Raw genomic sequence first — 26,388 nt, forward strand, 5'->3', positions numbered from 1 at the left:
GTATTCGCGGCTTTCCTCTTTTGCCGCCGCAAGCGGCATGTTCAGCCGCCGCGCGTCACCTTGAGCGTATAGTAGCCCGTTGCCGGCGCTGCCGCGTCTTCCCCCGCATCCCATACCTTGATTTCGTAGGTGCCCGGGGTGACTGGAATGAGCGGACTTGTTTCCGCTACACCTTCCCCGTTGCTGTCCACAGCCAGAGCTTCTCCTCCGGCCCTGCGGTAGGCGAAGGCCGGATCCATCCGCATCGTGCCTGCTTCCACCTGCAGCCTCATCGTGCCTTTCTTGGCTACCCGGATCGAATACCAGTCCACATCCGCCGCTTGATGGAAGGTTCCTTGAAACTCGAGGGAACGGTCTGCCAAAGGATAGGCTTTGCTTGCCGCATCATTGCTCTCTCCCTTGTCGGGCAGCATGCGCAGTCGCGTCGAGAGCAGATAGGGAACCTGCTTCGCACCGCTTCCGGGCTCGAGTCGCAGCATCAGCCGGTTCGTTCCTTTTCTGACGTGCCATTCAAGCCTATGGTTGCGGAGCTTCAGCGGCATTTTCTTGACGCTCCCCGCTTCCTCCAGCTCGATCCGGACGGCGGCCGCACTGGCGCCGGGAGATGTGAGCTGGGTATAGTCCAGGCTGACGTTGCCGTCGTACGGGCTTTCCAGACGGTACCAATCCTGATCCCCGGATCCGGAAAGCTGTCCCGACAGCTGCTTGCCCAGAGGAAGCACCGCGGCTGCCTTGGCCGAGTCGTCCGGCTCATGCGGATCATCCTTATAGCGCCCGGCAAGAGCGGAATCGATTCTCAGAAGGCCGTAACCGGCTCCATAGTCGAATCCCTTTCCTCCTTCGTCTTTGGCCGTCTGGCGCAGCATGGAACGAATCTGATAAGGCTTGAGCGACGGATATTTCGCCCATAGCAGCGCTGCTGCTGCGGCCGCCTGGGGAGCAGCCATGGAGGTGCCCTCCACGTAATGGTATCCGCCGCCCGCAGCCGTCGTATACACCTTCCACGGAGCAGCGATGTCCAGCTCCGGCCCCTGGTTGGAGCGCGGGTCCGGAAGTCCGTCGGGACCGACTCCTCCTACGGCCAGCACAGTCGGGTAGGCAGCCGGATATTTCACGGCGGCGCGGCGGCCGAAGCGGCGGCCGTCATTCCCAGCGGCGGCAACAAGAAGCACGCCCTTCTGTTCGGCCAGGGCGGCGATATCCCTCATGTATGGCGATGAATGGTATAGACCTACGGACAATACGACGATGCGGGCTCCTTCCGAGATTGCCTTGCGGATGCCTTCGCCAAGCTGGCGTTCGTCGCCATAGCCGTTATGGTCGAGAGCCTTGATCGGAAGAATGCGGGCTTTCCAGATGACTCCCGCCACTCCCTTGCCGTTGTTGCCCGCTGCCGCAACGACGCCCGCGACGCTCGTGCCGTGGCCGTTGTCGTCCCGCGGAGGCTCATCCGGCCTCAGCAGATTGATGCCCGGAAGCAGATTGGGCTGAAGATCGGGATGATCCAGATCAACGCCTGTATCTACGACCGCGATCGTAATGGATGTCTGCTCCGTAACCAGCTTCCAGGCCTTGTTGGCTCCGATCTGATTGAGGAAAGCTTGCTTCGCCAAGCCAGGATCGTTCGCCTTGGGAGCTGCCGGCCCTTCTTGCTGGATCCGGGCCTCGCCGTCCGGCTTCGCCGCCATGCCGCTCGCACTGCCGGGCGGAAGGGACGGGGCTGCTGCCAGGGTGACGGCCGCAAGAAGAGCCGCGGCATGGCCGCATCTGAGCGCGCGGCTATGGGCGGCGTGAGCTTGAATCCTTGCTTTCATAAGTCTCAAATCCTTTGCTCGTATCTATCCTATGACGCCCGCGCGCATCTATCCCTGCTTTTCAGCAGTTAATTGAGGGGGCAGCGCGAAGCGCATGATGTGCAGAAGGAATTAACTCGCTTATCCATTCTATCAATAATTCGGGCCGGAAGGCGTTATTCCTGTATCGTTCACAAAATGGATACAACAACAGGCCCTCCGGAAATCCGAAGGGCCTACTTGCACATGTTCGCATTCCGTAAGGCGCGGCGGCTACGCCAAAAACTTCTCCAGCATCCAGCGGTGCTGGTCAAGCTGCTCCACCATGCCGGTCAGAATATCGCCCGTCGCCGCATCGTCTTCTTCTTCGGCCGTTTCGGCAGCTACCTTCATGTCCTCGGCAAGGGTATTGAAGTCGTCGATCAGATTCCGCACCATCGTTTCGGCATCTTCTTTTTCCGTCGCCTCCTTAATGGAAGACAAATCCAGCATGCCCTTCATTGTGGATACCGGCTTGCCGCCGATTCCGATCAGGCGCTCCGCCGCTTCGTCGAACATGAGCGTGACGGCATTATAGAACTCCTCGAACTTGACGTGGAGAGTATAGAAATTAGGGCCGGCCACATTCCAGTGGAAGGAATGGAGCTTCATGTACAGCACGCCCATCGAAGCTACTTGACGGTTCAGCGCATCCTGCGTCTTCGTATTCTTTGCCGCTTTGCCGCGGCTGGCGGTTTGAGTTGCCATTTTTACATTCCCCTTCCAAATTTCGTTTCCTTAAAATCAGGCTTCATGTCTTCTCATTACCCGATCCGGGCCGGGACAAACAGGCCCGCCTGAAATCAGCTTGCGCAGCATGCCTGTTCCTTATCCGCCTTTTGAGCCAGGAGCATGTCATCCGCACACGTCCGTCCAAGCCTGCAGGCATAAGGTAGGGGGAGAGGTGATCAAGCAGTATGCCAACAATAAAAAAGTACGTCAAAACCTATAATTCCCGTACCCTTTGGGGAAAACTTCGAGTGTGCCGGATGCTGCGCAAAGATCCGGCTACGGCGCACTTTGTTCCCCGGACGGCCGCCTTTTCCCGCAAGCAGCTGAAAAAAATGGCTTCGCGCTATGAAATTCTGTATATCAAGCCGAATATAGGCTCTTTGGGCATCGGAATCCATAAGCTCCGCCGCAAACGGGGAGGGTATAAGCTCACCTCCGTGATTTCCCGCAAGCAGATTTCCCGCTTGTTCAGGAATCTCGACCAAGTGTACGAACATATCCGGAAAACCCGAAAATCCGGAAAGCTGATCATCCAGCGCGGCATTCAGCTCGATCAAGTCGACGGCAAGCCATACGATATCCGCGCCATGGTGCAGCGCAAGCCCAAAGGACCCTGGACCTGCACGGCTCTGATAGCCAAAGTGGCCTTGCCCCATCGCATCGTGACCAACGCCCATCAGGGTGCCAAGCTTCACTCGCTGTCCAGACTCTGGGAAATGCAAGGAATGGGAGCCGCCCGTGCCCGCGCCAAAAACGAGTTCATCGAGGAGTCGGCACTGACGATATCCAAGTCGCTGTCCCGCCGTTACGGCGGCATGCGCGAGATGGGAATCGATTTCGCGATCGATCGGCGCAAAAGGCTGTGGGTGCTGGAGGTCAATACGAACCATCCCCAGTACGGGGCTTTCAAAAAGATCAACCGAGCCGTCTACAACCGGATGAAAAGCTTCGCCCGCAGCTATGGACGCAAGGACGACTGAGTGCGCCAGTCCGCTATCCGCGTGCCCGCGCCTGCCTTGACGGTCGTTCGGCTGCTTCATTTCAAGGCATTTGCTGTAAATAAAGAACAGAAGAGCCTCTACGAATAAACCGCAATCAGGCGGCTTGTTGTCAGACTCGGCGATCTGCGGCGCGTCATGCAGCCGATCGCAGGATGTCCCAGCCGTACATTTCACCAGAAAGGTGGAGATGGTCCATGTCGGATGCCATGAATGTCAGCCGGCTGCTGGAGCTGCTGGAAGCCCGCAAGGGCGAGGATGTCGATATCGTCAAGCAGGAAGACGGAGATTGGGATAAGGTCCGCATGACGTTCAGCGGAGCGGAGCTGCTGCATAATCCTTCTCCGGATGATTATGTGTCGGGAACCATCCTGCTGCTGCACGGTTCCGCCAGCATCGTCACCGACAAGGGCCGTGAGCCCGTGCCGGGCGACTCCTATGAAATTCCACTCCAAGCGGATGATTCCCTCATTGAACAGGACGGAGAAATCCGGGTGCAGACGAAGCGGGCTACCTATTCCATCCAGCCGTCCGTTTCGGCCGACTGAACCACAAAAAGCTTTGGGCTGCTGGCGGCCCAAAGCTTTTTGCCTATTCAAAGGGCTGCGCCCGCTTTGCCCTCCATTCCCGCTGCCCGCCCGGCGTGTCTTCTCAGGCGCGGCATATGGAGAGAGAGCGGCAGACACGGCGAGTGAGCCCGCGGCGACAAGCACCCCGTCTACGCCGACCAGCTTGGCAGCAGGCTGCTATTCGAATCAAAGGTTCGTTTCATGCAAAATCGAACTTTCCATTCAGCGCCCCCGCCGGCTGAACAAGCTTCGCAGCAATCCTTGGGGCCTTCCGCCCGAAGCCTCCGCCGCCTGCAGCTGCTCCGCCCCAAGCAGGTCGTCTCCTGCGAGCAGGCAGGCAGCATTTTGCATGAAATAAGCTTTCCAGTCTTCCCCGAGCCGTTCGGCGATGGCGGCATAGGCCGCCGCCAAGCGAAATCCGCGGCGCTCCGCATGATGCGCATCCGAGGAGACGAGATGGATGAGACCGGAACGCATCATCGACCAGGAAGCTTTCTCGATCGATCTTCCGTACAGTCCCAGCAGCGAATGCGTCGTCACTTGTCCCCAAGCCCCCAGCGAGATGAGCTCTTCCAGAAGAGCAGGCTCGCGCATGGCCTGCTCATTGCGTTCGGGATGGGCAATGACAGGCCGCACCCCTTGAAGCGTCAGCTCATAGACCAATTCGGCCATTCCGGAAGGAATTTCCGCGGTCGGCATTTCAAGCAGCATATAGGGGGTATCCGCAAGCGTCAGCAGCTCCCGCTTCTCCCAATTGTCGAGCAGCTCCGCATGGACACGGATCTCTTGGCCCGGATGCAAAGCAATCGGAATGCCATGCTGCTGCAGCAGCTCTCCGGTCCGCCGCGTCAGCTCTCGCACGTCGGCTGCCGTATTCCAATAAGCTCCGTTGGCGTGATGAGGAGTAGCGACGATATCGGTGATCCCTTCAAGCTGCGCAGCTCTCGCCAAGGCGAGCACTTGCTCCTCGTTCCTGGCCCCATCGTCGATGCCGGGAAGGATGTGGGTATGGATATCAATCATTCCTTGAGCACTCTCCCCGCTGTCATGATGTAAAGAATGTAAACTGTTCGTGATATAGGCAATTGGTGCTCGGTGCATGGAATAAAGCTGCTGCTTATGTCATTATCATACTTGATTACAGAGACGATCGTCATCCACCCTTGGCTTCATTGTCATCCGACTTTCGGTCATACATCACTTGCGGCAATCCTCAATTCTCTTGTTATCTCTATTTGGCATCATTCTTAAGAAGGCTGAATATCCCGGTCCACATACCGGTCAGGATGAACAATCTAGCCATGAACGGAGCCCGATTCCATTTAAGTTCCACTATTTTCCATTCAACCAAGCAAAAAAGCCCCTCCCCGTTATCGGTAGATAACGGGGAGGGGCTTCTGATGACGGGATCAACCTCTGGTGTTCAGACGGTTGAGCGCACGTTGAAGCGCAAGCTCCGCACGATGATGATCGACGGTTTCCTTGTTGCGGTTGCGAATGCGCTCTTCAGCGCGCTTCTTGGCCAGCTCAGCACGGTCAACATCGATTTCGCCCGGAAGCTCGGCGCTTTCGGCCAGAATGACGACTTTCTCGTGACGAACTTCGGCAAAGCCTCCGCTCACCGCGATGTTTTCATAATTGCTGCCGATTTTCGCCGTAACGGCGGATATCTTCAGAGGCGTAACCGTAGGAACGTGATTAGGCAGGATGCCCATCTCGCCCTCTACTCCGCGGATGATGACCATGTTCACATCTTTGGAATATACGGTACGCTCCGGCGTAACGATTTCAAGCAGTAAGGTGCTCATACGATAACCTCCATCCGCCGAGGATTAAACCTCTTGAGCGAGCTTCTTCGCTTTGGCAACGGCGTCTTCAATCGTTCCGACGTTATGGAACGCTGGTTCCGGAAGATCATCATGCTTGCCTTCAAGAATTTCCTTGAAGCCCCGGACCGTATCCTTGATCCGTACGGACAGACCAGGCATGCCGTTGAACGCTGCTGCAACGTGAAGCGGCTGCGACAGGAACAGCTGGACGCGGCGTGCGCGAAGCACGACGAGCTTGTCTTCCTCGGACAGTTCGTCCATGCCGAGGATGGCGATGATATCGAGCAGCTCTTTGTAGCGCTGAAGAAGCTTCTTCACGCTTTGAGCTACTTGATAGTGCTCTTCGCCGACGATTTCCGGAGTCAGGACGCGCGAGGACGATGCCAGCGGGTCGACAGCCGGGAAAATACCCATAGCGGCGATGTTACGCTCCAGGTTGGTCGTGGAGTCCAAGTGGGCAAACGCCGTGGCAGGAGCCGGGTCGGTGTAGTCATCGGCAGGAACGTAGATCGCCTGAATCGACGTAACCGAGCCGTTCTTGGTGGAAGTGATGCGCTCTTGCAGCTGGCCCATCTCGGTTGCCAGCGTCGGCTGGTAACCTACCGCGGACGGCATGCGGCCGAGCAGCGCGGATACTTCGGAGCCCGCCTGCGTGAAGCGGAAGATGTTGTCGACAAACAGAAGCACGTCGCGGTTTTCTTGATCGCGGAAGTATTCCGCCATCGTCAGACCGGTCAGGGCTACGCGAAGGCGCGCGCCTGGAGGCTCGTTCATCTGGCCGAATACCATGGCCGTTTTCTCGATAACGCCGGATTCGCTCATCTCGTGGTAAAGGTCGTTGCCTTCACGAGTACGCTCGCCTACGCCGGCGAATACGGAAATACCGCCGTGCTCGGAAGCGATGTTGTGGATAAGCTCCTGCATCGTTACCGTTTTGCCTACGCCGGCGCCGCCGAACAGGCCGACTTTGCCGCCCTTGGCGTACGGAGCCATCAGGTCGATGACCTTGATGCCGGTTTCCAGAACTTCCTGCTGCGTGGACAGATCCTCGAATACCGGAGCTTGACGGTGGATCGGCAGCGTGATGCTGCGGTCTACGTCTCCGTTGTTGTCGATCGGATCGCCGACAACGCTGAATACGCGGCCGAGCGTAGCCGGTCCGACCGGCACGGTGATTGGCGCGCCGGTATCAACAGCAGCCGTACCGCGCACGAGGCCGTCCGTGGAGGACATCGCGACGCAGCGAACTGTGTTGTTTCCGAGGTGGGTGGCCACTTCGAGAGTCAGCTTCACGTCTTTTTCGGAAGAGTTCTGGGCCTTTTGTTCAATCTTAATTGCGTTCAGGATTTCTGGCAGATGGCCGTTGTCGAATTCAACGTCGACAACCGGTCCCAGTACCTGGACAACGCGACCGTTGCTCATGGGGGTCCCTCCTGTAGTAAAGATAGTTGCACGTGCATCTATGAAGCAGGCCGCAGCCTGCTCTTCTGCGTGTGATTATTGCTGGGCGCTTGCTCCGCCGACGATCTCCGCGATTTCTTGGGTGATCGCGGCCTGACGCGCGCGGTTGTAAGAGAGCGTAAGCTCGCCGATGAGCTTCGTCGCATTCTTCGTAGCATTGCCCATTGCCGTCATCCGGGCACCGAATTCGCTCGCCTTGCCTTCGAGAATCGCGCTGTACACGACCGTCTCGGCATACTTGGGCAGCAGGACGCTGAGCACGGATTCCGCATCCGGCTCGTACTCGTACTGCGCCGCAGAACCGGTGAACTCATCGGTGCTCAACGGCAGCAGCTTCTTCATCGTCGGAATCTGGGAAATGGCATTGATGAAGCGGTTGTAGACGATATAGACCTCGTCATAACGGCCTTCCTCAAAGCCTTGAACGGCTTTGTAGGCAACCGGCTTGATATCGCCGTATTTCGGGGAGTCGGAGATTCCCGTCACTTCCTCGGCGATGTTCATGCTGCGGCGCGTCAAGTAGGCGCTGCCCTTGCGGCCGACAACGAGGATTTCGTACTCGTCCTTGGACCGGTGCTTCTCGGCGATCGTATTGGACAGCTTGCGCAGTACGTTGATGTTGTAACCGCCAGCGAGTCCGCGGTCCGACGTCACGATCAGGTAAGCTGTGCGCTTCACCTCGCGCGACTGCAGCATAGGATGACGAATGCTGCCTGCGCCGGCGGCGATGCTGGAGACGACTTCGCGGATTTTGTCCGTGTAAGGACGGGCCGACAATGCCGCCTCCTGCGCGCGGCGAAGCTTCGCCGCAGCGACCATTTCCATCGCTTTGGTGATCTGCTTCATATTCTGCTTGCTCTTGAGCGAGCGCTTGATCTCCCGCATGCCTTTTGCCATTAGTACTCACCACCTTACTTATCGGCCCCATGCCCATAATCAGGCACGGGGACCGGCATCATCGTTCCTTGCTATTAAACCGAACGGGAGAAGCCTTTCTTGAAGTCCTGGATGGCAGCTACAAGAGCTTTCTCGTTGTCGGAGGAGAGGTCTTTGGTATCGCGGATGGAAGTCAGAATCTCCGGCTTGTTGGCATCCACGAAGCTCAGCAGCTCGCCCTCGAAGCGGCGGACGTCCTGAACCGGGATATCATCCACATGGCCGCGCGTTACCGCGAACAGGGAGACCACCTGGCGCTCCAGAGGCATAGGCTGGTTGATGCCTTGCTTCAGGATTTCCAGCGTGCGCTCGCCGCGGTCGAGGCGGGACTTGGTTACTTTGTCCAGATCGGAGCCGAATTGGGCGAATGCCGCCAGCTCGCGGTACTGGGCAAGGTCAAGCTTCAGCGTGCCGGCTACCTTTTTCATCGCCTTCGTTTGAGCGGAGGAGCCTACGCGGGATACGGAGTTACCGACGTTGACAGCCGGACGCTGGCCGGAGTAGAACAGGTCGGCCTCCAGGAAGATCTGTCCGTCCGTGATGGAGATGACGTTCGTCGGGATGTAAGCGGAGATATCCCCGGCTTGCGTCTCGATGAACGGAAGCGCCGTAAGGGATCCGCCGCCGAGCTCGTCGTTCAGCTTGGCCGCGCGCTCCAGCAGACGGGAGTGCAGGTAGAAGACGTCGCCCGGATATGCTTCCCGGCCCGGTGGGCGGCGAAGCAGCAGGGACAGCTCGCGGTAAGCGGCGGCTTGCTTGGACAGGTCATCGTAGATGACGAGAACATGCTTGCCGTTGTACATGAAGTACTCGCCCATGGAGCAGCCTGTGTAAGGAGCGATGTAAAGCAGCGGGGACGGCTCGGAAGCGCTCGCCGTTACGACGATCGTGTAATCCAGCGCGCCTTGGCGGCGGAGGGATTCGACAACCGTACGAACCGTGGATTGCTTTTGACCGATAGCGACGTAGATGCAGACCACGCCGTTGCCCTTTTGGTTGACGATCGTGTCGATCGCGATTTGCGTTTTACCCGTTTGGCGGTCGCCGATGATGAGCTCGCGCTGGCCGCGGCCGATCGGAATCATGGCGTCGATCGCCTTGATGCCCGTCTGCATGGGCTCGAATACGGATTTACGGGCCATGACGCCCGGTGCCGGCGATTCGATTGGACGGCTAGCCGTCGTCGCGATCGGACCGTTGCCGTCAAGCGGCTGGCCCAGAGCGTTGACAACGCGGCCCAGAAGGGCGTCGCCCACAGGTACTTCCATGATGCGGCCCGTGCGCTTCACTTGGTCGCCTTCACGGATATCCGTGTAAGGTCCAAGGATAACGACACCGACATTGCTCTCCTCAAGGTTGAGCGCCATGCCTACAACGCCGTTGGAGAACTCGAGCAGCTCGCCGGCCATAGCGTTCTCAAGGCCGTGCACGCGAGCGATGCCGTCGCCGACTTGGATAACCGTTCCGACCTCGTCGACTTGGATCTCGGATTTATATTGTTCAATCTGCTGCTTAATCAGCGTGCTGATTTCATCAGGTCTGATGCTCAACTTCTTCACCCCTGTCTACAGTGCTTGGGAATTGATTTGCTTGCTCAGGCGATCCAGCTTGGTGGAGAGGGATCCGTCATAGATCTTGTCTCCGATGCGGACCTTGATGCCGCCCAGAAGGGAAGGCTCGACGACCTGTTCGCCGATGATGCGCCGCCCCGAGATAACTCCGAATTGCTGGAGCACCTTCGCGAGCTCGGCTTCGCTGAGCGCGACCGCCGTATAAACGGTCGCGCGCGATTCGCCGGAGGCTTCGTCGGCAATTCGGCCATAGGCTTCACTGACGCTGCCGACCGCCGACTGACGGCCCCGTTCGATCAGGAGCGTGACCGTATTCAGAACAATAGAGGACACGCGGTCCCCGATTGCTTTTTTGATGATGTCCAGCTTGACCGACGGCTCGATTCCAGGCGTCGACAGGAAACGGGATACGTCTCCGTCGGATGCCAAGGCTCCGGCAATCAGCTCAAGCTGCTGGCGCACTTCCGCCACCAGGTTTTGCGTGCTCGCAACATCGTACAGCGCCTGCGCGTAACGTTTTGCGATTACCGTGTCGCGGCTCATTTGCTTCCTACCTCTTTGAGGTAGTTGTCAACAATTTGCTCCTGCGATTTCTCGTCGATTTGCTTCTCGACGATCTTGGATGCAATCGCGACGGACATGCTGCCGACTTCGCTGCGCAGGGAAGCGATGGCTTTGTTCTTCTCGCTCTCGATGTCGCGGACGGCATCGTCTTTGAGGCGGGATGCTTCGGAACGGGCCGTGTCGATGATGCTGTCGGCCTGCTTCGTGCTCGTGATCCGAGCCTTTTCGATGATATCGTTTGCTTCTTGGCGCGCTTGCGCCAGAGCTTGCTTCTGGGCTTCCATTTCGGCGGAAGCTTCCTTGCGGCTGTTCTCGGCCGCATTCATCTGCTCAAGTACCATTTGGCGGCGCTGTTCCATGACCGCGAACAGTGGCTTGAAGGCGTACCTGTTCAGCAGCCAGTATAGAATGAGGAACGCGCCCATTGCGATAACAAAAGACGTCCATTTAAAATCCATAACGGCACTCCTTTCCCACATCCAAATCGCGTTCGAACCTGCATGGACGCATGCTGCCGACTCTAGCAGGCAGCTGCAATCCACAGGCTAAGCAGAAGGCGGCGCAAGCCCAGAGGCCTGCCCGCTGCATCGGCTTGGTTAAAACGATGGCGTGGAGGGCAACGGCCTTCCCCGCCATATCGAATTCAGCAAAAATTTGCTGGTATTAGGCGCTGAAGAATGCGAGGAAGCCGATAACGACGCCGATGATCGGCACGACTTCGACGATACCTACGCCGATGAACATTGTTGTTTGAAGCTTGCTTGCTGCTTCTGGCTGACGGGAGATGCCTTCTACCGTTTTGCTGACGATAAGACCGTTACCTACGCCTGCGCCTACTGCGCCGAGACCAACTGCGATAGCTGCTGCCAATACTTCCATTGTTTAAAATCCTCCTCTAAATTGGGTGATTGATGTAATTATTTCAATACCTACCAGGGCCGTGCGGGACGTCCTCGGAATCAGTATGGACTGCTGTGGATCAATGCGCACCATCTTCGTCATGAATGGAGGCTTGCGAAATGTACACCATGGTGAGGATCGTGAACAGGAACGCCTGGATGGCGCCTACGAAAATGCTGAAGCCCTGCCAGACGATCATGAACGGCGTACCGATAAAGCCCAGCATGATGATCGTGGAGATCAGAACCTCGCCCGCGAAGATGTTCGCAAAGAGTCGAAGAGCCAGAGTAACCGGCTTGGCGATCGTCTCGATGATGTTCAGCGGGAAGAAGATCGGGTAAGGCTTGAAGTAATGTTGGAAATAATGCTTGGTGTTCAGCTTCATGCCCAGGAAATGGACCAGCAGGAAGACAATGAGCGCGAGCCCAGCTGTCACGGAGAGATCCGCCGTAGGCGACTTCCACCAGGCCAACTCTGCATGTCCGTGCGCGATGTCGTCAGCCGTGATGCCGAACATCGGCTCATGGACATGGGTCACGATGTTGAGCGGCAGTCCCAGCAGGTTGGAGATGAAGATGAACAGGATGAGCGTCAAGCCGAGGCTCAGAAAGGGGCGGACCCGATTCAGCGGCATCGTGCTGGCGATCGTGGAGTGGACGAAATCAACTGCCCATTCCATAAAGTTCTGTGCCTTCGATGGATTGGCGACCGACAGCTTACGGGTCAATAGCTTGACCAACACAAAGGTGACGAGAACGGAGATGGCGATCGCCATGATGGCCGCGATGTCGAATTCAATTCCATTCCAGGTGTAGACCGGAAATTTATGCATACCTTATTGTTTCACCCCTTTCCACGGCTTTGCCGGCGATTGACTAAGAAAGCGCATACCAGTATAACAAAGGGCACCGCAAAGCATGAAGCCAGGGCTGAAGGCAGATTGAAAACCTCCGGCTTGCGATAGCAGATCATGACGACGAGCAGCACCATCGCGAGCCGTCCTGCCATACCGGTGCCTGCTCTTCGGGGAGACTCCCCGGAAGCCATGACCCCGATCCACGCGACCCGCCTGCGCAGAAGGAAGGCGTTGAACGATCCTGCTGCGATGCCAAGCAGGCAGCCTGCGGCAATCGCGCGCCAATCCGGCAGAAGCGCCCAGATCAGCAGAAGCGCGGCTGCGAGCAGCATGACCACAGACTTGGTCATCTTGAGCACTTCATTCATTGCTGTCCTCCAGAACCTTTTTGACGATAAAGATGACGGAAACAATACCTGCCGCCAGTCCGGCGAACACTCCGATGCTGATCCAGCCTGGAGTTCCTCCGTAACGGGCTGCCAGCCAATAACCGATGTACGTGCATACCGCCATATCGATGCCGAGCGCGCCTACTAGAGCAAGCGCCTTCAGCGGGTCTTCTCCCTTGCCCTTTTTGGCCATGGTTCGTCCCCAATCAACCCTCATTATTTTATCCAAGCGATAGAAGGTTTGTCAATTTTGATAATAGCAAACTTTCCGTGAACTTGGGCAAAAAAACCTTGAAATGACGGGATTTTTCGCTTTGGCAAACCATACAGTTGAACTGTATGCTGTGCCGTTGTTGGAGTTGACGCTCTTCCCCCGAAAACTATGAACGTTGTGTGAACGGATCAGGTCTTTCGCCTCTGCCAAAATGATGCAGGATTGCGGCGACGATTCTCTCCGACGCAGCCCCGTCTCCGTACGGATTGGCCGCTTGGCTCATGCGCTCATACGTTCCCTGGTCGGTAAGCAGCACGCGAGTCCGCTCGTAGACGCGGGTCTCGTCCGTGCCGACCAGCTCCAGCGTTCCGGCCTCGATCCCTTCCGGCCGCTCGGTCGTGTCGCGCAGCACCAGCGTCGGAATGCCGAAGGAAGGAGCTTCCTCCTGCATGCCGCCGGAGTCGGTGAGCAGCAGATACGTATGCGGGAAGAAATTGTGAATCTCGAACACGTCCAGCGGCTCGATCAGCTTGATCCGCGGATGATTGCCCAGAAGCTCCTGCGCCGGCTCGCGCACGGCGGGATTCGGGTGCACGGCGTACACGATGGCGATGTCGTCGAACTCATCAGCGATGCGCTTGACGGCGCGGAAGATGTTGCGATGCGGCTCGCCTAGCGATTCGCGCCGGTGGGCGGTCATCAGAATGAGGCGCTTGCCTGCAGCCCAGTCCAGCATCGGGTGGGTGAATTCCGGATCCACCGTATACTGGAAGACGTCCGTCGCCGTATTGCCGGTCACATAGATCGCGGATTCCGGCTTGCTCTCCCGGCGCAGATTGCCTGCGGACCAGTCCGTCGGCGCGAAGTGCACGTCCGACAGAACGCCGGCCAGCTGGCGGTTCATCTCCTCCGGATACGGGGACATCTTGTTCCAGGTGCGCAGGCCCGCTTCGACATGGCCCACCTGGATCTGCTGCAGGAACGAAGCGTAGCTGGCCAGGAACGTCGTCTGCGTGTCTCCGTGCACGAGCACGATATCCGGACGGGCTTCCTTCAGCACGGGCTCGATTCCCTCCAGCACGCGGACGGTCGTCTCCGTCAGCGTCTGGCGGTCCTTCATGACGTTGAGATCATAGTCCGGCTTGATGCGGAACAGCTCCAACACCTGGTCCAGAATCTGGCGGTGCTGGGCCGTCACGCAGACGATCGGCTCGATCTGCTCCGAATGCTTCTGCAGCTCCAGCACAAGCGGAGCCATCTTGACCGCCTCCGGCCTCGTGCCGAAGACGGTCATCACTTTCAGTTTCTCCATGCGGTTTTCCCCCTTACTTCGTTCCGAACATCCGGTCGCCGGCGTCGCCCAGGCCCGGAATGATGTAGCCCTTCTCGTTGAGCTTCTCGTCCACGGCCGCGGCGTAAATGTCGATCTCGGGATGCGCTTCCTGAATGGCGCGAATCCCTTCCGGAGAAGCGATCAGCACCATCAGCTTGAGCTGGGTGCAGCCGCGCTTCTTGAGCGCTTCGATGGCGGCGTTGGCCGAGCCGCCGGTCGCCAGCATCGGGTCGACGACGATGAGCAGCCGCTCCGTCGCGTCTGTAGGAAGATTGATGTAATATTCCGTCGGCAGCAGCGTGTCATGGTCGCGTGAGAGGCCGATATGCCCTACCTTGGCGGCCGGAATCAGCTTGAGGATGCCGTCGACCATGCCCAGGCCGGCGCGCAGAATAGGCACGATGCCGAGCATCCTGCCGGACAGTACTTTGGATTCGGCCACGGCGACGGGAGTCTCCACCCGGATCGTGTCCAGGGGCATTTCCCTCGTGATCTCATAGGCCATCAGCGTGGCTACTTCGTCGACAAGCTCGCGGAAGTCTTTGGTCTTGGTGTCTTTGTCCCGAATATACGTCAGCTTGTGCTGGATAAGCGGATGGTCGCATATGACCAGATTGCCCATGGGGGTTGCCCTCCTGAATTTCGCTAAAATTTGCTTTTCTCCGACAGCATCGGAGCATAATCCCAACTATTATAGCATTCCCCAAGAGCGAGCGCATCAAGCATTGTAGAAGGCTAAATATCGCTGCGGAAGCAGATGGCTCCAGGCAGGCTTAGTCCCCGTCTCCTTGCTTCCGTATTTCCAAGGCTGGCCGGCCGGATCCGCACCCGGTTCCATCGCAGGCATACGGAGGATAAACTACGTTCGGCTCTCAGGGCAAGGCGGCTGAACGGCTGTCCACGCAAAGAAACCCCCGTTCAGCGGAGAATCGCCGGACGGGGGTTTCTTGCCTATTAATACTTGATATCGGTATAGAGCGGGAAGCGGCCCGTAAGCTCGCGTACGATGGCGCTGGCCTTGGCCAGGACGGCCTCGTCCTTCGGACTGCGGAGGGTCATGTCGATGACGTCTGCGATCGTGCGCATCGCGTCCGCGTCCATGCCGCGCGAAGTCGCGGCCGGCGTTCCGATCCGGATGCCGCTCGTAACGAACGGGCTGGTCGGATCGAACGGGATGGCGTTTTTGTTCACCGTGATGCCGACGGAATCAAGCACATGCTCGGCTTCCTTGCCCGTGATGTTCAGGTTGCGGGTGTCGAGCAGCATGAGGTGGTTGTCCGTGCCGCCGGAGACGATGTTCAGGCCTTTGCCAGACAGGGAATCGGCCAGCACCTTCGCGTTGTCGATGACGTTTTTGGCGTAGGTTTTGAATTCAGGCTGCAGAGCCTCGCCCAATGCCACGGCTTTGGCCGCGATGATGTGCATCAGAGGACCGCCCTGCGATCCCGGGAAGACCGCCTTGTCGATGGCGGCCGCCCAGGCTTTGGTCGTGAGGATCAGGCCGCCGCGCGGTCCGCGCAGCGTCTTGTGCGTCGTTGTCGTCACGAAATGCGCGTGCGGCACCGGGCTCGGGTGCAGGCCGGCGGCCACCATGCCGGCGATATGCGCCATGTCGACGAAGAAGAGCGCGCCGACATCCTTGGCGATCTGGCCGATCTTCTCGAAGTCGATGATGCGCGGATAAGCGCTCGCTCCGGCTACGATCATGCGCGGACGATGCTTGAAGGCCGCCTTGCGGAGGTTGTCGTAGTCGATCGTGAACGTGTCTTCCTCGACGCCGTATGCGACGAAGTTATAGTAAAGGCCGGATGCGTTGACTGGGCTGCCGTGCGTCAGATGGCCGCCATGGGCCAGGTTCATGCCGAGAACCGTGTCGCCAGGCTTAAGGGCAGCCAGGTAAACCGCCATGTTGGCCTGAGCGCCGGAATGCGGCTGGACGTTGGCGTGCTCGGCGCCGAATAGCTCCTTCGCGCGGTCGCGCGCGATGTCTTCCACGATGTCGACATGCTCGCAGCCGCCATAGTAGCGCTTGCCCGGATAGCCTTCAGCGTATTTGTTCGTCAGAACGCTGCCCATCGCTTCAAGGACGGCTTCGCTGACGATGTTTTCCGATGCGATCAGCTCGATGTTGTCGCGTTGGCGCTGCAGCTCGAGCCCCATTGCCTTCAATACTTCAGGATCCTGCTTGCGGAGATTTTCCATGTTGGATCAAGTCCTCCCTCATAATGGATGCATCAGTGATTAGAACATCAGTGATTGGAACATCAGTGATTGGAACATCAATGATTAGAACATCAGTGATTAAAACATCAATGATTAGAACATCAGTGATTAGAACATCAGTGTTTAGAACATCAGTGTTTAAACCATTCGTTCTTCAGAGCTTAGAACATCAGTGCTTAAGATAGGCTCGCCTTTCAGTCGCAGCTTCCGGCAGAGCCGGACAAATCATCCCGAGGCGGCAGCTCGTAGACGGCGCGGGAGCCTCCGATCAGCTTCGGCCGAGTGAACGCCATCGTCACACGCGCTTCGCCGATCTGCTTCAGGGAAGGACGCAGAGGCACGGCGACCCGGCGCAAATGCATGCCGATGAGCGTTTCGCCGATATCGATGCCGGCATGAGCCTGCACCGTCTCCACGAGGCAAGCATCCGCCAGGTGACGGTAGGCATAAGCGGCCATCGAGCCGCCGGCGCCAGGCACCGGCACGGCGGCGACTTGCTCCAGTCCGAGCCTCTCGGCAACGGCACGCTCCAGAACGAGCGCCCGGTTCAAATGCTCGCAGCACTGGTACACCGGCGTGAAGCCGATCTCCTTGCGCGCCGCCTCCACGCCGGCAAATATCGCCGCTGCCGCATCCGTGCTGCCCGAGGTGCCGATATGCCTGCCGAGCACCTCGCTCGTGCTGACTCCGATAACGAGCAGCTGTCCTTCCCGCAGGCATCCGCCGCCAGCGAGCTCGCGCACAAGCGTTTCGACCCCGGCGGTTATTGCCGCCTCCGGCTTCGATCCATTCGTCATCCCAGCATCCTCCTGTCTCAGCCCCTTTTCCGTCTCCGCTGCAAGCGGCTCCCGGAAGAAAGGACAAGTTCACCGTTTCGGTTCTATTATACCGGACCGAAGGCCTTTTAGACGAGACTACCCAAAATGACAAAGAGAGCAACGCGCGCAAAAAAGATTGCGTGCTTGCTCTCTGCCCAGGCGACCGGCCGTATGTTCCGATGCTCCATCGTGGTTATTCCCACTTCGTCGCCAGTTACACCGGAAACCGTGTTTCTTGCTTTCATCATAGCTTACACGAAAAGGGAAAGTCAATGATGGATAAGCCTTCTGCAAGGCCTCTTTTTCCCAATGAATGCGATCCGAAAAAAAGGCGCGCTGCCGCGCCGATCCCGCTATCCTTCATTCCTTTCGGATGATCCGGATTGGAATTCCGGACGCTCCAGCAAGCTCAACAGCGCCTCGCGGATTTCCTCCGCGCAGCGGGCGTAATCCTCGTAGGAGCCTCCGTACGGATCGGCGATGTCCGGAAGGGGAAGCTGCCGTTCCAGCTCCCGGATCCGCCGTTCCACAGCGTCGTCGGGACGGCGGCCAAGCGACTGGGCGATCATTCGTTCGCTATAGTGCCTGTCCAGCTCTCCGGCCGCTCCAACCTGTCCCGGTGAGGCGTATTCTTTCAAGGTATGGACTTTTCCGGAAGCTCCCGGCCAATACCTCAGAAGCGCTTGCTTATGGGAGGAAGTCATCGTCAGCACGAGATCGGCCCATTCAAGCAGGCTTTCGCTCGCAGGCGTCGATGCGCCCTTATGAGCGATGCCGTTATTCTCCAGCACCTGAAGCGCATAGCGCGATACAGGCAATCCGTCCACGGTCGATACTCCCGCTGAGCGGACTTCAAGCCGCAGCCCCCTCTCAACCGAGAGCTCCCTCAGGAATGCCTCTGCCATCGGGGAACGGCAAGTGTTTCCGGTACAGACAAACAAGATGCGCATGGACTCCCTCTCCTTTTCCCTTGAGCGGCTTCCCCTGCCGCCGGGATATCCCTACAGCAGGAAGAGGATGCCGAAAGTAAGTAAAATCGCCCCGCCCGCCGCTTCCCCGTAGCTCCCCATGCTTCTCCCGATGCGCCGGCCGGCCAGCAGTCCGGCTACCGACATCAGCCCTCCGGCCATTCCGAACAGCAGGATGGTGAGAATCAGGTCGGCCGCGAACATCCCCAGCGAAATTCCGACGGAGAAGGAATCGACACTGACGCTCAGAGCGAACAGCAGCATGCCTCCCGCGGTCCGGTGGTCCGTGAAGGACGGCGATTCGCCATCGCCTCTCCAAGCGGCGAGAAGCATATGGCTGCCGAGCAGAATGAGCAGGATTCCCGCCGCGGCCGTCGCCACGTGACCAAGCAGAAAGCTCATGTAATGGCCCGTGTACAAGCCCAGAAGCGGCATGACGACATGGAAAATGCCGATAATCAGACTCAGCTTCAAGATGTCCCGGATCCGGATGCCTCTCATTCCGATGCCGACTCCCAGCGAAAAGGCATCCATCCCGAGAGCTAGCGCCATGATCAATAAAGTGAGCAGCTGTCCTTCATGCAGTCCCGCTTCCAACATTTGCGCAATCTCTCCTTACCTACGCTGGCTTGTTCTATCCAGCTTATGCGGACAAGGAGAGAGAATATGACCTGTCCCGGAGAGCGGGACGAGCAGACGAGCAGGACCTGGCTCGCAGAGCGGGGGACGAGCAGACGCGCAGGACCTGGCTCGCAGAGCGGGACGAGCAGACGCGCAGGACCTGGCTCGCAGAGCGGGACGAGCAGACGCGCAGGACCTGGCTCGCAGAGCGGGACGAGCAGACGCGCAGGACCTGGCTCGCAGAGCGGGACGAGCAGACGCGCAGGACCTGGCTCGCAGAGCGGGACGAGCAGACGCGCAGGACCTGGCTCGCAGAGCGGGACGAGGTCTGACGCATGGACTGCAGCCATACGAGCAGCAGGGATTATTGCGTTGGTAGCCCTTCGATTTCAGCACATAGCGGGGAACCCACCGTTTTATCGGACATACGTTCCGCTATTTCGCCCCAAAGCCGGTTTCCTTGCAATTATCGGACATACGTTCCGCTATTTGTGCAGAAACCCGCTGTTTCCTATGTCTTTCCTTGAAATAGCGGATCCTATGTCCGTTAAAATTATTTTAACGCACGATTTGCACGAAATAACGGATCCTATGTCCGATAGCCGATGAAGAATCAGGAAAAGTAGGTGAAGCTGAGGTCGGCCCGCAGATGGAGCTGCCTTTAGCCCGCATCGACCTGCCTGCCGCCGGCGGCCTTGGCCAGCCGGTTAAGCAGAGCAAGACCGATGCCTTCCGACGGGCAGGCTTCGGCCCAAATCCGCTCGGCGCCAAGCTCGTCGAACTCTCGCAGAACGGAATAGAGCGATCGGGCGGCGCTTTCCAGCTTCCCGAGAGAGCCGCAGGCTAGGACAGCATCGGCCCGGTAGGAAGCCGCCGTCTCCTCGTAGGCGAGAATGCCGGTGCGAAGCCCCAGCGCAGACGCCGCATCGGCCTCGGCTTGGATATATGCGCTCACCGCTTCCGGCGAACCGGATACGAGGGTCATCTCCCCGCGCGGCGCATAGTGGGCGTATTTCATGCCGGGCGAGCGGGGCGCCGTCGGCTGGGAAGCAGCGGTCTCGGAGACCGCCATCCGGGACGCCGGCTGCCCAAGGGCCGGGATGCCGGCTCCGGCATCGAACTCGACGGCGTACCCCGCCGCCCGCAGCTGCTCCGGCGTTACGCCGCCGGGCCGCAGGATGCGGACCGACCGCTCTCCGATAGCCTCGACAACTGTCGACTCCAGCCCGACTCCGGTCGCTCCGCCGTCCAGCACGCCGCCGATCCGTCCGGCCAGATCCTCCAGCACATGCGAGGCAGCAGTCGGGCTTGGACGGCCCGAGCGGTTCGCGCTCGGCGCCGCGACGGGACAGCCCGCTTCGCGGATCAGAGCCAGCGCCAGCGGGTGGTCCGGCATGCGGACCGCGACGGTATCCAGCCCCGCCGTCACGCGCGGCGATACGGCATCCGGAAGCGCCGGGAGCACGAGAGTCAGCGGACCGGGCCAGAAGGACCTCATCAAGCCGCGCTCCGTCTCCGTCAGGCTTGCAGCGAGCCCTTCCAGCTGCCGCTCATCGGCGATATGGACGATCAGCGGATTGTCGGATGGCCTCCCTTTCGCTTGAAACACGCTTTCTACCGCCGCCGTGCTGCGGGCATCCGCGCCGAGGCCGTACACCGTTTCCGTCGGAAAGGCCACCGTTCCGCCGGAACGCAGCAGATCGGCAGCTTCCTGCAATTCTTTTGCCGAAACAGCTCCCGCCGCTCCGCTTCTCCAATAAATCGTGCTTGTCGTCGTCATTCGGTTCCATTCCTTCTCATCCGGGATTGCCGCGGAAGCCCCCGGCGATATAGCTACAGTATACCTCTCGCGCCGCCGCGTTACCAACCTTCCGATGCCTTCCGTCCATGCGGGCAGGAAATGAAAACACCCCTTGCAAAGACTGCTCGCGTCCGCCGGCAGGCAGATCCCATCGTCATTGATAAGGGGTGAACGTAGATATCAAGCCGCTTGGATGGCGCGCCATCCGGCAGCAGAGACGGACTCCGGCTGAACGGACATCGTTGTCCGCCAAAGGCGCCTCTTTCATTCTTTCTCGGACGCCGAGTAGCTCCCGCCCGGCCCATCAGGCAAAGAGTCCGCGCAGGAAGGAGAAGAACGACTCGATCAGCTCCCAGATGAAAAACTTCGCTTCTGGGGCTTGTCCTGCCTCTGCAGGAGCATTGGCCGAGGCTGATTTGCCGGCATCGGCCTTCGACAGCCGGTCCGGCTTGCTGTCCGCGACCGCAGCAGCAGCCTCTGCCTTCGGAGCCGCGTCGCCGGACGATGAGTCCAGGAAGCATAGCGGAGGGAAAAGGACGCACCACCAGTTCTGGCCTTTTCCTTCGCCAAGGGTGATAAGGAGCGCTTCATAGTCGCCTGCCGGATAAACCTGCTCGCCGTAGACTTTAGTGGGGAAAGCCACTTGGCCGAGCTCGGCTTTGTAGCTGTAGTAGAATCCGCGATCCTGCAGCGTGCGGGCTACGACGCCTTCGATTTCCCCCATGCGGGAATGCAGCGTGGCACGGGCTTCTTCGATCGTCTGAGGCCCTGCGGCCCAGCCGTTCATCGCCTGCACGACGGCATCGCGCACGACGCGCTTCGTAGCCTGGTCGACGGCGGAATCCGAGTTGGCGAGGATGCGCAGCCGGATGGCCTCGCTTGGAATGGAGCTTTGCGCCAGAGCGGCGTCGTTGCGGACATTTTCCCAGCTCATCATCAGAAAGGCGACACAGACGATGAGGTACAGGTAGGACAGGCGGAACGGGAACCGGTACGAATGGGCTGATGCCGAATAAGGACGGGAAGCTGCGGACGGATAAGGGCGGGACACCGAAGTATAGGAATGAACGGACATTGCACAAGCTCCTCTCGGGCACCCGTCGGCACCGCCGCTTGCGTTCCGGAACGTCTCTATGCTCCAGTATGTCCGCTCTCTGCTCTTCTATACCTTGCCTGCGAATCTGAATTTCGAAGATTGCGAGATTAAAAGGGCTTGAATCGGGGAAGGCTGGCCTGTAACGAGGAGGCAAGGTGCCGAAGACAGCCCGAGCCGCCCTTTCCTAGCCATTTATAACCTAAGCCTCGGTTGCGAAGGCCGTTCTCTGCAACCAAGCATTCTGTCCGGATTGCCATCTCCCCGTGCGGCAGCACCCTCCTGCATCAGCCGCAGGATCGGCGTCATGATCAGCGCTCGACTCCCGCAGCACCGGACGCAAGGCAGAGCTGCAGCGCGGCAGCTCCGTCCCTGATCGCATGGAAATGGCATCGGCTTCTACATTTCAGAGCCTATCGTCCTGACTGCAACGACATGGCGCTCGATGCCGCCATAATCGGTCACGATCGAGATGTCGTCCCAATGCCCGATTTCCTCAAGCAGCGCAGCGACCTGCCGGGCTTGTCCGATGCCCAGCTCGAAGCCCACGACCGACGGAAGCCGCGTCAAAGATTTGAGCTGCTCCGCCATCGCGCGATACGGATTGAGGCCGTCCTCCCCGCCGTCGAGGGCAAGCCTCGGCTCGAACTCCCTCACTTCCCGCTGCAGTCCCGGCAAATCGCCGGCCGGAATATAGGGGGGATTAGACACAAGAACGTCGACTTCGAGTCCCTCCATGCTTCCCCCGCCGGAAGCCAGAAACGGCTGGAGCAGGTCTCCCTCTATAAACGCGCTCAGCGCAGCTCCGAGACGGAGAGCGTTGCACTCGGCTGTACGCAGCGCCTCCGGAGACAGATCGGAGGCGTGCACCCGCCATGCCGGGCGCTCCGCGGCCAACGTGACGGCGATCGCGCCGCTGCCCGTGCCGACGTCGAGGACGACAGGCGCAGCAGCGGCGGCCGTCGCTTCCAGGCCGGCAGACCGCAAAGTGGATGCGGCAGGCTTGGCGCTGCCCGGCAATGCCCCGGCCGCGGCAGCCGAACCTGCCGCATGCGGCCACAGCCGGTCCGCCGCCTCCAGCACCGCCTCCACGAGCAGCTCCGTCTCGGGGCGCGGAATCAGCACGGCCGGCGTGACGGCGAACGGCCGGCCGTAGAACCACTGCTCCCCGGCTATATACTGTGCGGGTTCTCCCCGCCCCTTGCGGGTGATGGCTTCCTCCCAAGCCGCCAGCCGCTCCGGCGGGAACGCCTCCCGGCCGTCGCGCAGCAGCTCCGCCCGGTTCAAGCCGAGCAGATGCTGAAGCAAAAGGGAGGCGTTGTCCCCCGCTTCCTCCACGCCGCAGCGGTCCAGATAGGCTTCAGCCAGCTTGCGGGCGGCCTGGATCGAAGTCCCTGCTTCTTGGCGGAAAAGCTCCGCTGCCCGGCCTTGATCGTTATCGCTCATGTTTTCGAGCCTCCTGAAGGGTGATGACCTGCGCATTGATGAAAAAAAGCCCCATCCCGATCGGCGGGCTTGGGGCGTATGTTGGCCACTGTGCATGCTGCGATGCCATGTACACTGCGATGCGCTGTGTGCCACGATGCGCTGTGCATGCTGCGATGCCATGTGCACTGCGCTTTGTGCCGCGATGCGCTTTGCACTGCAATTCCGATGCTAAAGCTGCAATTGCAATCCGCAGCCAAAGCCGCCTCAATCCCGCTTAGGCGAGATTTTCGCGCTCCAGCAGCTCGGCCTGCTCGGCGAGCGACAGGGAATTGACGATGTCGCCCATGTCGCCGTTCATGACGGAATCCAGGCGATGCAGCGTGAGGCCGATACGGTGATCGGTCACGCGGCTTTGCGGGAAGTTGTACGTGCGGATCCGCTCGCTGCGGTCGCCCGTGCCGACTTTGCTCTTGCGCTCGCCGGCGATCTTGGCTTCTTCTTCCTGACGGTGAATATCATAGATGCGGGCGCGCAGAACCTGCAGCGCCTTGGCCTTGTTGTCGTTCTGCGACTTGCCGTCCTGGCAGGTGGCGACGATGCCGGTAGGCACATGCGTCACGCGCACGGCGGACTTGGTCGTGTTGACCGACTGGCCGCCCGCTCCGCTGGAGCAGAACGTGTCGACGCGGATATCCTTGTCGTGGATCTCGATCTCGACTTCCTCGACTTCCGGCATGACGGCCACGGTGGACGTGGACGTATGGATCCGGCCGCCGGATTCCGTCACCGGGATGCGCTGCACGCGGTGCGCGCCGCTCTCGAACTTCAGCTTGCTGAACGCGCCCTTGCCGGTGATCTTGAAGATGACTTCCTTGAAGCCGCCAAGATCGTTCTCGCTCGCATCCATCAGCTCGACGCGCCAGCCTTGAGTCTCCGCGAAGCGGGTGTACATGCGATACAAATCGGAAGCGAACAGCGCCGCCTCGTCTCCGCCTGCAGCGCCGCGGATCTCCACAATGACGTTCTTGTCGTCGTTGGGATCCTTGGGCAGCAAGAGGACGCGAACCTGCTCCTCAAGCCCGGCGAGCCGCTCGCCCAGCTCCTCGAGCTCCATCTTGACCATCTCGCGCATCTCGTCGTCGAGCTTCTCGCCTTGCATCGCTTTGGCGTCCTCGTACTGGGCATGCACTTCTTTATATTCCGTATAAGCGCTGTAAGCGCCTTGAAGATCCGATTGTTCCTTCGACAAATCCCGGAGCCGCTTGGGATCGCTGGCTACATCAGGATCGCACAGCAGCTCGCTCAGTTTTTCGTACCGGTCCGCAAGCGCTTGTAAACGGTCCAACACCTGACTTCACCCCTAGTGATATTCTGTAAAAAAAGTCCTGACATCCATTATACCATATGTGAGACTTATTCATAAATGGTTAAGCCGTGGAAAAACGCGCGGCGATTCCAAATTCCCGGTGCACCGCAAAACGCCCTGCGCGCCGATAATCGGCGGCAGGGCTGGCTGCGCCAAGGGCGTGGCCGGACGAATCGGCTTCCCTCGGTTCTTGAATCCGCGCTAGACGTTGAAGCGGAAATGCATGACGTCGCCGTCCTTGACGACGTACTCCTTGCCTTCGAGGCGCAACTGGCCGCGCTCGCGGGCGGTGTTCATGGAGCCTGCGGCGACGAGATCGTCATAGGACACGACCTCGGCGCGGATGAAGCCGCGCTCGAAGTCCGTGTGGATGACGCCGGCAGCCTGAGGCGCCTTCATGCCCTTGCGGATCGTCCAGGCGCGGACTTCCTGCACGCCGGCCGTGAAGTACGTGTACAGGCCGAGCAGCTTGTACGCGGACTTGATGAGGCGGTTCAGGCCGGATTCCTCCATGCCGAGCTCCTCCAGGAACATCGCCTTGTCTTCCCCTTCGAGCTCCGCGATCTCGGCTTCGACCTTCGCGCTGATCGGCACGACTTCGGCATTTTCCGCCAAGGCGAATTCGCGCACGATTTTCACATACGGATTGCCTTCGGCATCGGCGACTTCTTCCTCGCTCACGTTGGCCGCATAGAGCACGGGCTTCATCGTCAGCAGGTGAAGGTCGCGGATCAACGTCTTCTCTTCGTCGCTCAGCTCGACGCTGCGCGCCGGCTGGTCGTTGTAGAGAGCTTCCTTGATTCGCTCCAGCACTTCGACTTCCTGGGCGTATTGCTTGTTGCCGCCCTTCATGTTCTTGCGGGAGCGGTCGATGCGGCGGTCGACGGAGTCGATGTCCGCGAGGATCAGCTCCAGGTTGATCGTCTGGATGTCGCCCAGCGGATCGACCTTGCCCGATACATGGGTGATGTTCTCGTCCTGGAAGCAGCGCACGACATGGCAGATAGCGTCCACTTCGCGGATATGGGCGAGGAATTTGTTGCCGAGGCCTTCGCCTTTGCTGGCGCCGGCGACGAGGCCCGCGATGTCCACGAATTCGAATGCGGTCGGCACGGTCTGCTTCGGCACGACGAGCTCGGTCAATTTATCCAGCCGCTCGTCGGGAACTTCCACGACGCCGACGTTAGGGTCGATCGTGCAGAACGGATAGTTGGCGGATTCCGCTCCAGCCTGAGTAATTGCGTTGAAAAGCGTCGATTTGCCCACGTTGGGAAGACCGACGATGCCACATGAGAGCGCCAATGAAAACAACTCCTTCAAAGTCTTGTCCGATAAGAAAGGGTATCAAGCGCGCATCCCTTCTTCTCTTCTCTACGCGAACGTTCTCCGCCGCATAAGGCGGCGAAGCCGTTAGGCTTGATCTCTAGGAGCCATTATACATGACATCGTGCAATTTAAAAAGAAAAGCCGCGGCTTGGGCGGCCCCTCGGACTTGCAGAAATGGAAGCGAAAGGAGGCGGGCCATGGACGCCCTGCTCAGACCGCGCGGCGGGCGGCCGGCATCAGCGCCAGAATTCCATCCGTACGGAACGTGCGCGGCTGCCGCTTGGCCAGATCGAAAGCCTTCAAATGCTTGCCGCTAAGCCCTTCCACACGCACGAGCCGGCGGCTCAGGCTGCCCTTCGCATCCTCGTAAATCATCTCCACTTCACGTCCGATCCACTTCCGGAATTCCATGCCTTGACCCCCTCGATATAGGAACGTATATTCTTATTTTATTATAAACGAGAATGTATGTTCTTATGCAATGAAAATTATTTCCAACCCCAGGATGGCCGCCGGCTCGGCAGGAGATGCAAAAAAGCTTCCGGGCAGAAGCGCCGGAA

General features: G+C 59.2%; 28 protein-coding genes and 1 riboswitch. Of the genes, 3 read left to right on the plus strand and 25 right to left on the minus strand.

Annotated elements, in window-relative coordinates:
• Nucleotides 1-41: 41 nt before the first annotated feature.
• Both AC06G8_RS20775 and AC06G8_RS20780 read right to left on the minus strand, forming a co-directional pair.
• Nucleotides 42-1,814 carry a S8 family serine peptidase gene (locus tag AC06G8_RS20775; RefSeq protein WP_480283787.1) on the minus strand — a complete coding sequence of 591 codons (1,773 nt, stop codon included), beginning with the start codon at nt 1,812-1,814 and terminating at the stop codon, nt 42-44.
• Between the two features lie 252 nt (nt 1,815-2,066).
• On the minus strand, nt 2,067-2,540 hold the full coding sequence (locus AC06G8_RS20780; protein WP_447662964.1) for a Dps family protein: 474 nt from the start codon (nt 2,538-2,540) through the stop codon (nt 2,067-2,069).
• Between the two features lie 209 nt (nt 2,541-2,749).
• Here AC06G8_RS20780 and AC06G8_RS20785 point away from each other — a divergent pair, with 209 nt between their 5' ends.
• Together AC06G8_RS20785 and ymzB are read left to right on the plus strand one after the other, a co-directional pair.
• The gene (locus AC06G8_RS20785) at nt 2,750-3,544 is read left to right on the plus strand and encodes a YheC/YheD family protein (RefSeq protein ID WP_480283788.1); all 795 of its coding nucleotides are present in this window, start codon (nt 2,750-2,752) and stop codon (nt 3,542-3,544) included.
• 215 nt (nt 3,545-3,759) lie between these two features.
• Nucleotides 3,760-4,110 carry a protein YmzB gene (gene ymzB, locus AC06G8_RS20790; RefSeq protein WP_447662966.1) on the plus strand — a complete coding sequence of 117 codons (351 nt, stop codon included), beginning with the start codon at nt 3,760-3,762 and terminating at the stop codon, nt 4,108-4,110.
• A gap of 243 nt (nt 4,111-4,353) precedes the next feature.
• Here ymzB and AC06G8_RS20795 read toward each other — a convergent pair whose 3' ends face one another.
• From AC06G8_RS20795 to AC06G8_RS20875, 17 genes are all read right to left on the minus strand, one after another.
• On the minus strand, nt 4,354-5,154 hold the full coding sequence (locus tag AC06G8_RS20795) for a tyrosine-protein phosphatase (protein ID WP_480283789.1): 801 nt from the start codon (nt 5,152-5,154) through the stop codon (nt 4,354-4,356).
• A 386-nt stretch (nt 5,155-5,540) separates the two neighbouring features.
• On the minus strand, nt 5,541-5,939 hold the full coding sequence (locus AC06G8_RS20800) for a F0F1 ATP synthase subunit epsilon (protein ID WP_076357782.1): 399 nt from the start codon (nt 5,937-5,939) through the stop codon (nt 5,541-5,543).
• 24 nt (nt 5,940-5,963) lie between these two features.
• On the minus strand, nt 5,964-7,382 hold the full coding sequence (atpD, locus tag AC06G8_RS20805; protein ID WP_447662970.1) for a F0F1 ATP synthase subunit beta: 1,419 nt from the start codon (nt 7,380-7,382) through the stop codon (nt 5,964-5,966).
• A 75-nt stretch (nt 7,383-7,457) separates the two neighbouring features.
• A complete protein-coding gene (gene atpG, locus AC06G8_RS20810) occupies nt 7,458-8,318 on the minus strand; it encodes an ATP synthase F1 subunit gamma (RefSeq protein ID WP_480283790.1) in 861 nt (286 codons plus the stop codon).
• Between the two features lie 74 nt (nt 8,319-8,392).
• Nucleotides 8,393-9,907 (minus strand): F0F1 ATP synthase subunit alpha, encoded by a 1,515-nt coding sequence (atpA, locus tag AC06G8_RS20815; protein ID WP_480283791.1) that lies wholly within the window; start codon nt 9,905-9,907, stop codon nt 8,393-8,395.
• A 15-nt stretch (nt 9,908-9,922) separates the two neighbouring features.
• A complete protein-coding gene (locus AC06G8_RS20820; RefSeq protein WP_049868380.1) occupies nt 9,923-10,471 on the minus strand; it encodes a F0F1 ATP synthase subunit delta in 549 nt (182 codons plus the stop codon).
• Complete coding sequence (atpF, locus tag AC06G8_RS20825) at nt 10,468-10,950, minus strand: F0F1 ATP synthase subunit B (RefSeq protein ID WP_480283792.1); 483 nt, start codon at nt 10,948-10,950, stop codon at nt 10,468-10,470. The genes AC06G8_RS20820 and atpF overlap by 4 nt, the downstream gene beginning before the upstream one ends.
• A gap of 205 nt (nt 10,951-11,155) precedes the next feature.
• On the minus strand, nt 11,156-11,371 hold the full coding sequence (gene atpE / locus AC06G8_RS20830; RefSeq protein WP_251561068.1) for a F0F1 ATP synthase subunit C: 216 nt from the start codon (nt 11,369-11,371) through the stop codon (nt 11,156-11,158).
• 100 nt (nt 11,372-11,471) lie between these two features.
• Complete coding sequence (gene atpB, locus AC06G8_RS20835; RefSeq protein ID WP_480283793.1) at nt 11,472-12,224, minus strand: F0F1 ATP synthase subunit A; 753 nt, start codon at nt 12,222-12,224, stop codon at nt 11,472-11,474.
• Between the two features lie 11 nt (nt 12,225-12,235).
• Nucleotides 12,236-12,616, minus strand: a complete 381-nt coding sequence (locus tag AC06G8_RS20840; protein ID WP_480283794.1) for an ATP synthase subunit I — start codon at nt 12,614-12,616, stop codon at nt 12,236-12,238.
• Nucleotides 12,609-12,830, minus strand: a complete 222-nt coding sequence (locus AC06G8_RS20845; RefSeq protein WP_480283795.1) for an AtpZ/AtpI family protein — start codon at nt 12,828-12,830, stop codon at nt 12,609-12,611. The genes AC06G8_RS20840 and AC06G8_RS20845 overlap by 8 nt, the downstream gene beginning before the upstream one ends.
• 187 nt (nt 12,831-13,017) lie before the next feature.
• The gene (gene wecB, locus AC06G8_RS20850) at nt 13,018-14,163 is read right to left on the minus strand and encodes a non-hydrolyzing UDP-N-acetylglucosamine 2-epimerase (protein ID WP_480283796.1); all 1,146 of its coding nucleotides are present in this window, start codon (nt 14,161-14,163) and stop codon (nt 13,018-13,020) included.
• Between the two features lie 13 nt (nt 14,164-14,176).
• The gene (gene upp, locus AC06G8_RS20855) at nt 14,177-14,806 is read right to left on the minus strand and encodes a uracil phosphoribosyltransferase (RefSeq protein ID WP_447662981.1); all 630 of its coding nucleotides are present in this window, start codon (nt 14,804-14,806) and stop codon (nt 14,177-14,179) included.
• Between the two features lie 332 nt (nt 14,807-15,138).
• The gene (locus AC06G8_RS20860; RefSeq protein WP_447662983.1) at nt 15,139-16,386 is read right to left on the minus strand and encodes a serine hydroxymethyltransferase; all 1,248 of its coding nucleotides are present in this window, start codon (nt 16,384-16,386) and stop codon (nt 15,139-15,141) included.
• Between the two features lie 215 nt (nt 16,387-16,601).
• Nucleotides 16,602-17,204, minus strand: coding sequence for a TIGR01440 family protein (locus AC06G8_RS20865; protein ID WP_480283797.1), 603 nt, complete (start codon nt 17,202-17,204; stop codon nt 16,602-16,604).
• A gap of 167 nt (nt 17,205-17,371) precedes the next feature.
• Nucleotides 17,372-17,453: riboswitch (ZMP/ZTP riboswitch) on the minus strand.
• A 125-nt stretch (nt 17,454-17,578) separates the two neighbouring features.
• A complete protein-coding gene (locus AC06G8_RS20870) occupies nt 17,579-18,175 on the minus strand; it encodes a low molecular weight protein arginine phosphatase (protein ID WP_480283798.1) in 597 nt (198 codons plus the stop codon).
• Between the two features lie 51 nt (nt 18,176-18,226).
• Nucleotides 18,227-18,793 carry a manganese efflux pump MntP gene (locus tag AC06G8_RS20875; RefSeq protein ID WP_480283799.1) on the minus strand — a complete coding sequence of 189 codons (567 nt, stop codon included), beginning with the start codon at nt 18,791-18,793 and terminating at the stop codon, nt 18,227-18,229.
• A 29-nt stretch (nt 18,794-18,822) separates the two neighbouring features.
• Here AC06G8_RS20875 and AC06G8_RS20880 point away from each other — a divergent pair, with 29 nt between their 5' ends.
• Entirely contained in the window at nt 18,823-19,146 is a 324-nt protein-coding gene (locus tag AC06G8_RS20880; RefSeq protein ID WP_480283800.1) for a hypothetical protein, read from the plus strand.
• Nucleotides 19,147-19,475: 329 nt separating this feature from the next.
• On the opposite strand, the gene AC06G8_RS20885 is transcribed toward AC06G8_RS20880, so the two are convergent.
• From AC06G8_RS20885 to AC06G8_RS20910, 6 genes are all read right to left on the minus strand, one after another.
• Complete coding sequence (locus AC06G8_RS20885; protein ID WP_480283801.1) at nt 19,476-20,594, minus strand: L-threonylcarbamoyladenylate synthase; 1,119 nt, start codon at nt 20,592-20,594, stop codon at nt 19,476-19,478.
• Between the two features lie 325 nt (nt 20,595-20,919).
• Nucleotides 20,920-21,690 carry a stage II sporulation protein R gene (spoIIR, locus tag AC06G8_RS20890; protein WP_480283802.1) on the minus strand — a complete coding sequence of 257 codons (771 nt, stop codon included), beginning with the start codon at nt 21,688-21,690 and terminating at the stop codon, nt 20,920-20,922.
• Nucleotides 21,691-22,107: 417 nt separating this feature from the next.
• Nucleotides 22,108-23,154, minus strand: coding sequence for a peptide chain release factor N(5)-glutamine methyltransferase (gene prmC / locus AC06G8_RS20895; protein WP_480283803.1), 1,047 nt, complete (start codon nt 23,152-23,154; stop codon nt 22,108-22,110).
• A gap of 256 nt (nt 23,155-23,410) precedes the next feature.
• Nucleotides 23,411-24,484, minus strand: a complete 1,074-nt coding sequence (prfA, locus tag AC06G8_RS20900) for a peptide chain release factor 1 (RefSeq protein ID WP_076357768.1) — start codon at nt 24,482-24,484, stop codon at nt 23,411-23,413.
• A 219-nt stretch (nt 24,485-24,703) separates the two neighbouring features.
• Complete coding sequence (ychF, locus tag AC06G8_RS20905; protein WP_480283804.1) at nt 24,704-25,804, minus strand: redox-regulated ATPase YchF; 1,101 nt, start codon at nt 25,802-25,804, stop codon at nt 24,704-24,706.
• A gap of 234 nt (nt 25,805-26,038) precedes the next feature.
• The gene (locus AC06G8_RS20910; protein ID WP_076357767.1) at nt 26,039-26,239 is read right to left on the minus strand and encodes a hypothetical protein; all 201 of its coding nucleotides are present in this window, start codon (nt 26,237-26,239) and stop codon (nt 26,039-26,041) included.
• Nucleotides 26,240-26,388 lie beyond the last annotated feature (149 nt).

It is taken from the genome of Paenibacillus sp. SJS-P3, from assembly GCF_056711585.1.

Coding starts and splice junctions, on each gene's coding strand:
- AC06G8_RS20775 (WP_480283787.1), bottom strand. CDS start 1,814: ATGAAAGCAAGGATTCAAGCTCACGCCGCCCATAGCCGCGCGCTCAGA.
- AC06G8_RS20780 (WP_447662964.1), bottom strand. CDS start 2,540: ATGGCAACTCAAACCGCCAGCCGCGGCAAAGCGGCAAAGAATACGAAG.
- AC06G8_RS20785 (WP_480283788.1), top strand. CDS start 2,750: ATGCCAACAATAAAAAAGTACGTCAAAACCTATAATTCCCGTACCCTT.
- ymzB (WP_447662966.1), top strand. CDS start 3,760: ATGTCGGATGCCATGAATGTCAGCCGGCTGCTGGAGCTGCTGGAAGCC.
- AC06G8_RS20795 (WP_480283789.1), bottom strand. CDS start 5,154: ATGATTGATATCCATACCCACATCCTTCCCGGCATCGACGATGGGGCC.
- AC06G8_RS20800 (WP_076357782.1), bottom strand. CDS start 5,939: ATGAGCACCTTACTGCTTGAAATCGTTACGCCGGAGCGTACCGTATAT.
- atpD (WP_447662970.1), bottom strand. CDS start 7,382: ATGAGCAACGGTCGCGTTGTCCAGGTACTGGGACCGGTTGTCGACGTT.
- atpG (WP_480283790.1), bottom strand. CDS start 8,318: ATGGCAAAAGGCATGCGGGAGATCAAGCGCTCGCTCAAGAGCAAGCAG.
- AC06G8_RS20820 (WP_049868380.1), bottom strand. CDS start 10,471: ATGAGCCGCGACACGGTAATCGCAAAACGTTACGCGCAGGCGCTGTAC.
- atpF (WP_480283792.1), bottom strand. CDS start 10,950: ATGGATTTTAAATGGACGTCTTTTGTTATCGCAATGGGCGCGTTCCTC.
- atpE (WP_251561068.1), bottom strand. CDS start 11,371: ATGGAAGTATTGGCAGCAGCTATCGCAGTTGGTCTCGGCGCAGTAGGC.
- atpB (WP_480283793.1), bottom strand. CDS start 12,224: ATGCATAAATTTCCGGTCTACACCTGGAATGGAATTGAATTCGACATC.
- AC06G8_RS20840 (WP_480283794.1), bottom strand. CDS start 12,616: ATGAATGAAGTGCTCAAGATGACCAAGTCTGTGGTCATGCTGCTCGCA.
- AC06G8_RS20845 (WP_480283795.1), bottom strand. CDS start 12,830: ATGGCCAAAAAGGGCAAGGGAGAAGACCCGCTGAAGGCGCTTGCTCTA.
- wecB (WP_480283796.1), bottom strand. CDS start 14,163: ATGGAGAAACTGAAAGTGATGACCGTCTTCGGCACGAGGCCGGAGGCG.
- upp (WP_447662981.1), bottom strand. CDS start 14,806: ATGGGCAATCTGGTCATATGCGACCATCCGCTTATCCAGCACAAGCTG.
- AC06G8_RS20860 (WP_447662983.1), bottom strand. CDS start 16,386: ATGGAAAATCTCCGCAAGCAGGATCCTGAAGTATTGAAGGCAATGGGG.
- AC06G8_RS20865 (WP_480283797.1), bottom strand. CDS start 17,204: ATGACGAATGGATCGAAGCCGGAGGCGGCAATAACCGCCGGGGTCGAA.
- AC06G8_RS20870 (WP_480283798.1), bottom strand. CDS start 18,175: ATGCGCATCTTGTTTGTCTGTACCGGAAACACTTGCCGTTCCCCGATG.
- AC06G8_RS20875 (WP_480283799.1), bottom strand. CDS start 18,793: ATGTTGGAAGCGGGACTGCATGAAGGACAGCTGCTCACTTTATTGATC.
- AC06G8_RS20885 (WP_480283801.1), bottom strand. CDS start 20,594: ATGACGACGACAAGCACGATTTATTGGAGAAGCGGAGCGGCGGGAGCT.
- spoIIR (WP_480283802.1), bottom strand. CDS start 21,690: ATGTCCGTTCATTCCTATACTTCGGTGTCCCGCCCTTATCCGTCCGCA.
- prmC (WP_480283803.1), bottom strand. CDS start 23,154: ATGAGCGATAACGATCAAGGCCGGGCAGCGGAGCTTTTCCGCCAAGAA.
- AC06G8_RS20910 (WP_076357767.1), bottom strand. CDS start 26,239: ATGGAATTCCGGAAGTGGATCGGACGTGAAGTGGAGATGATTTACGAG.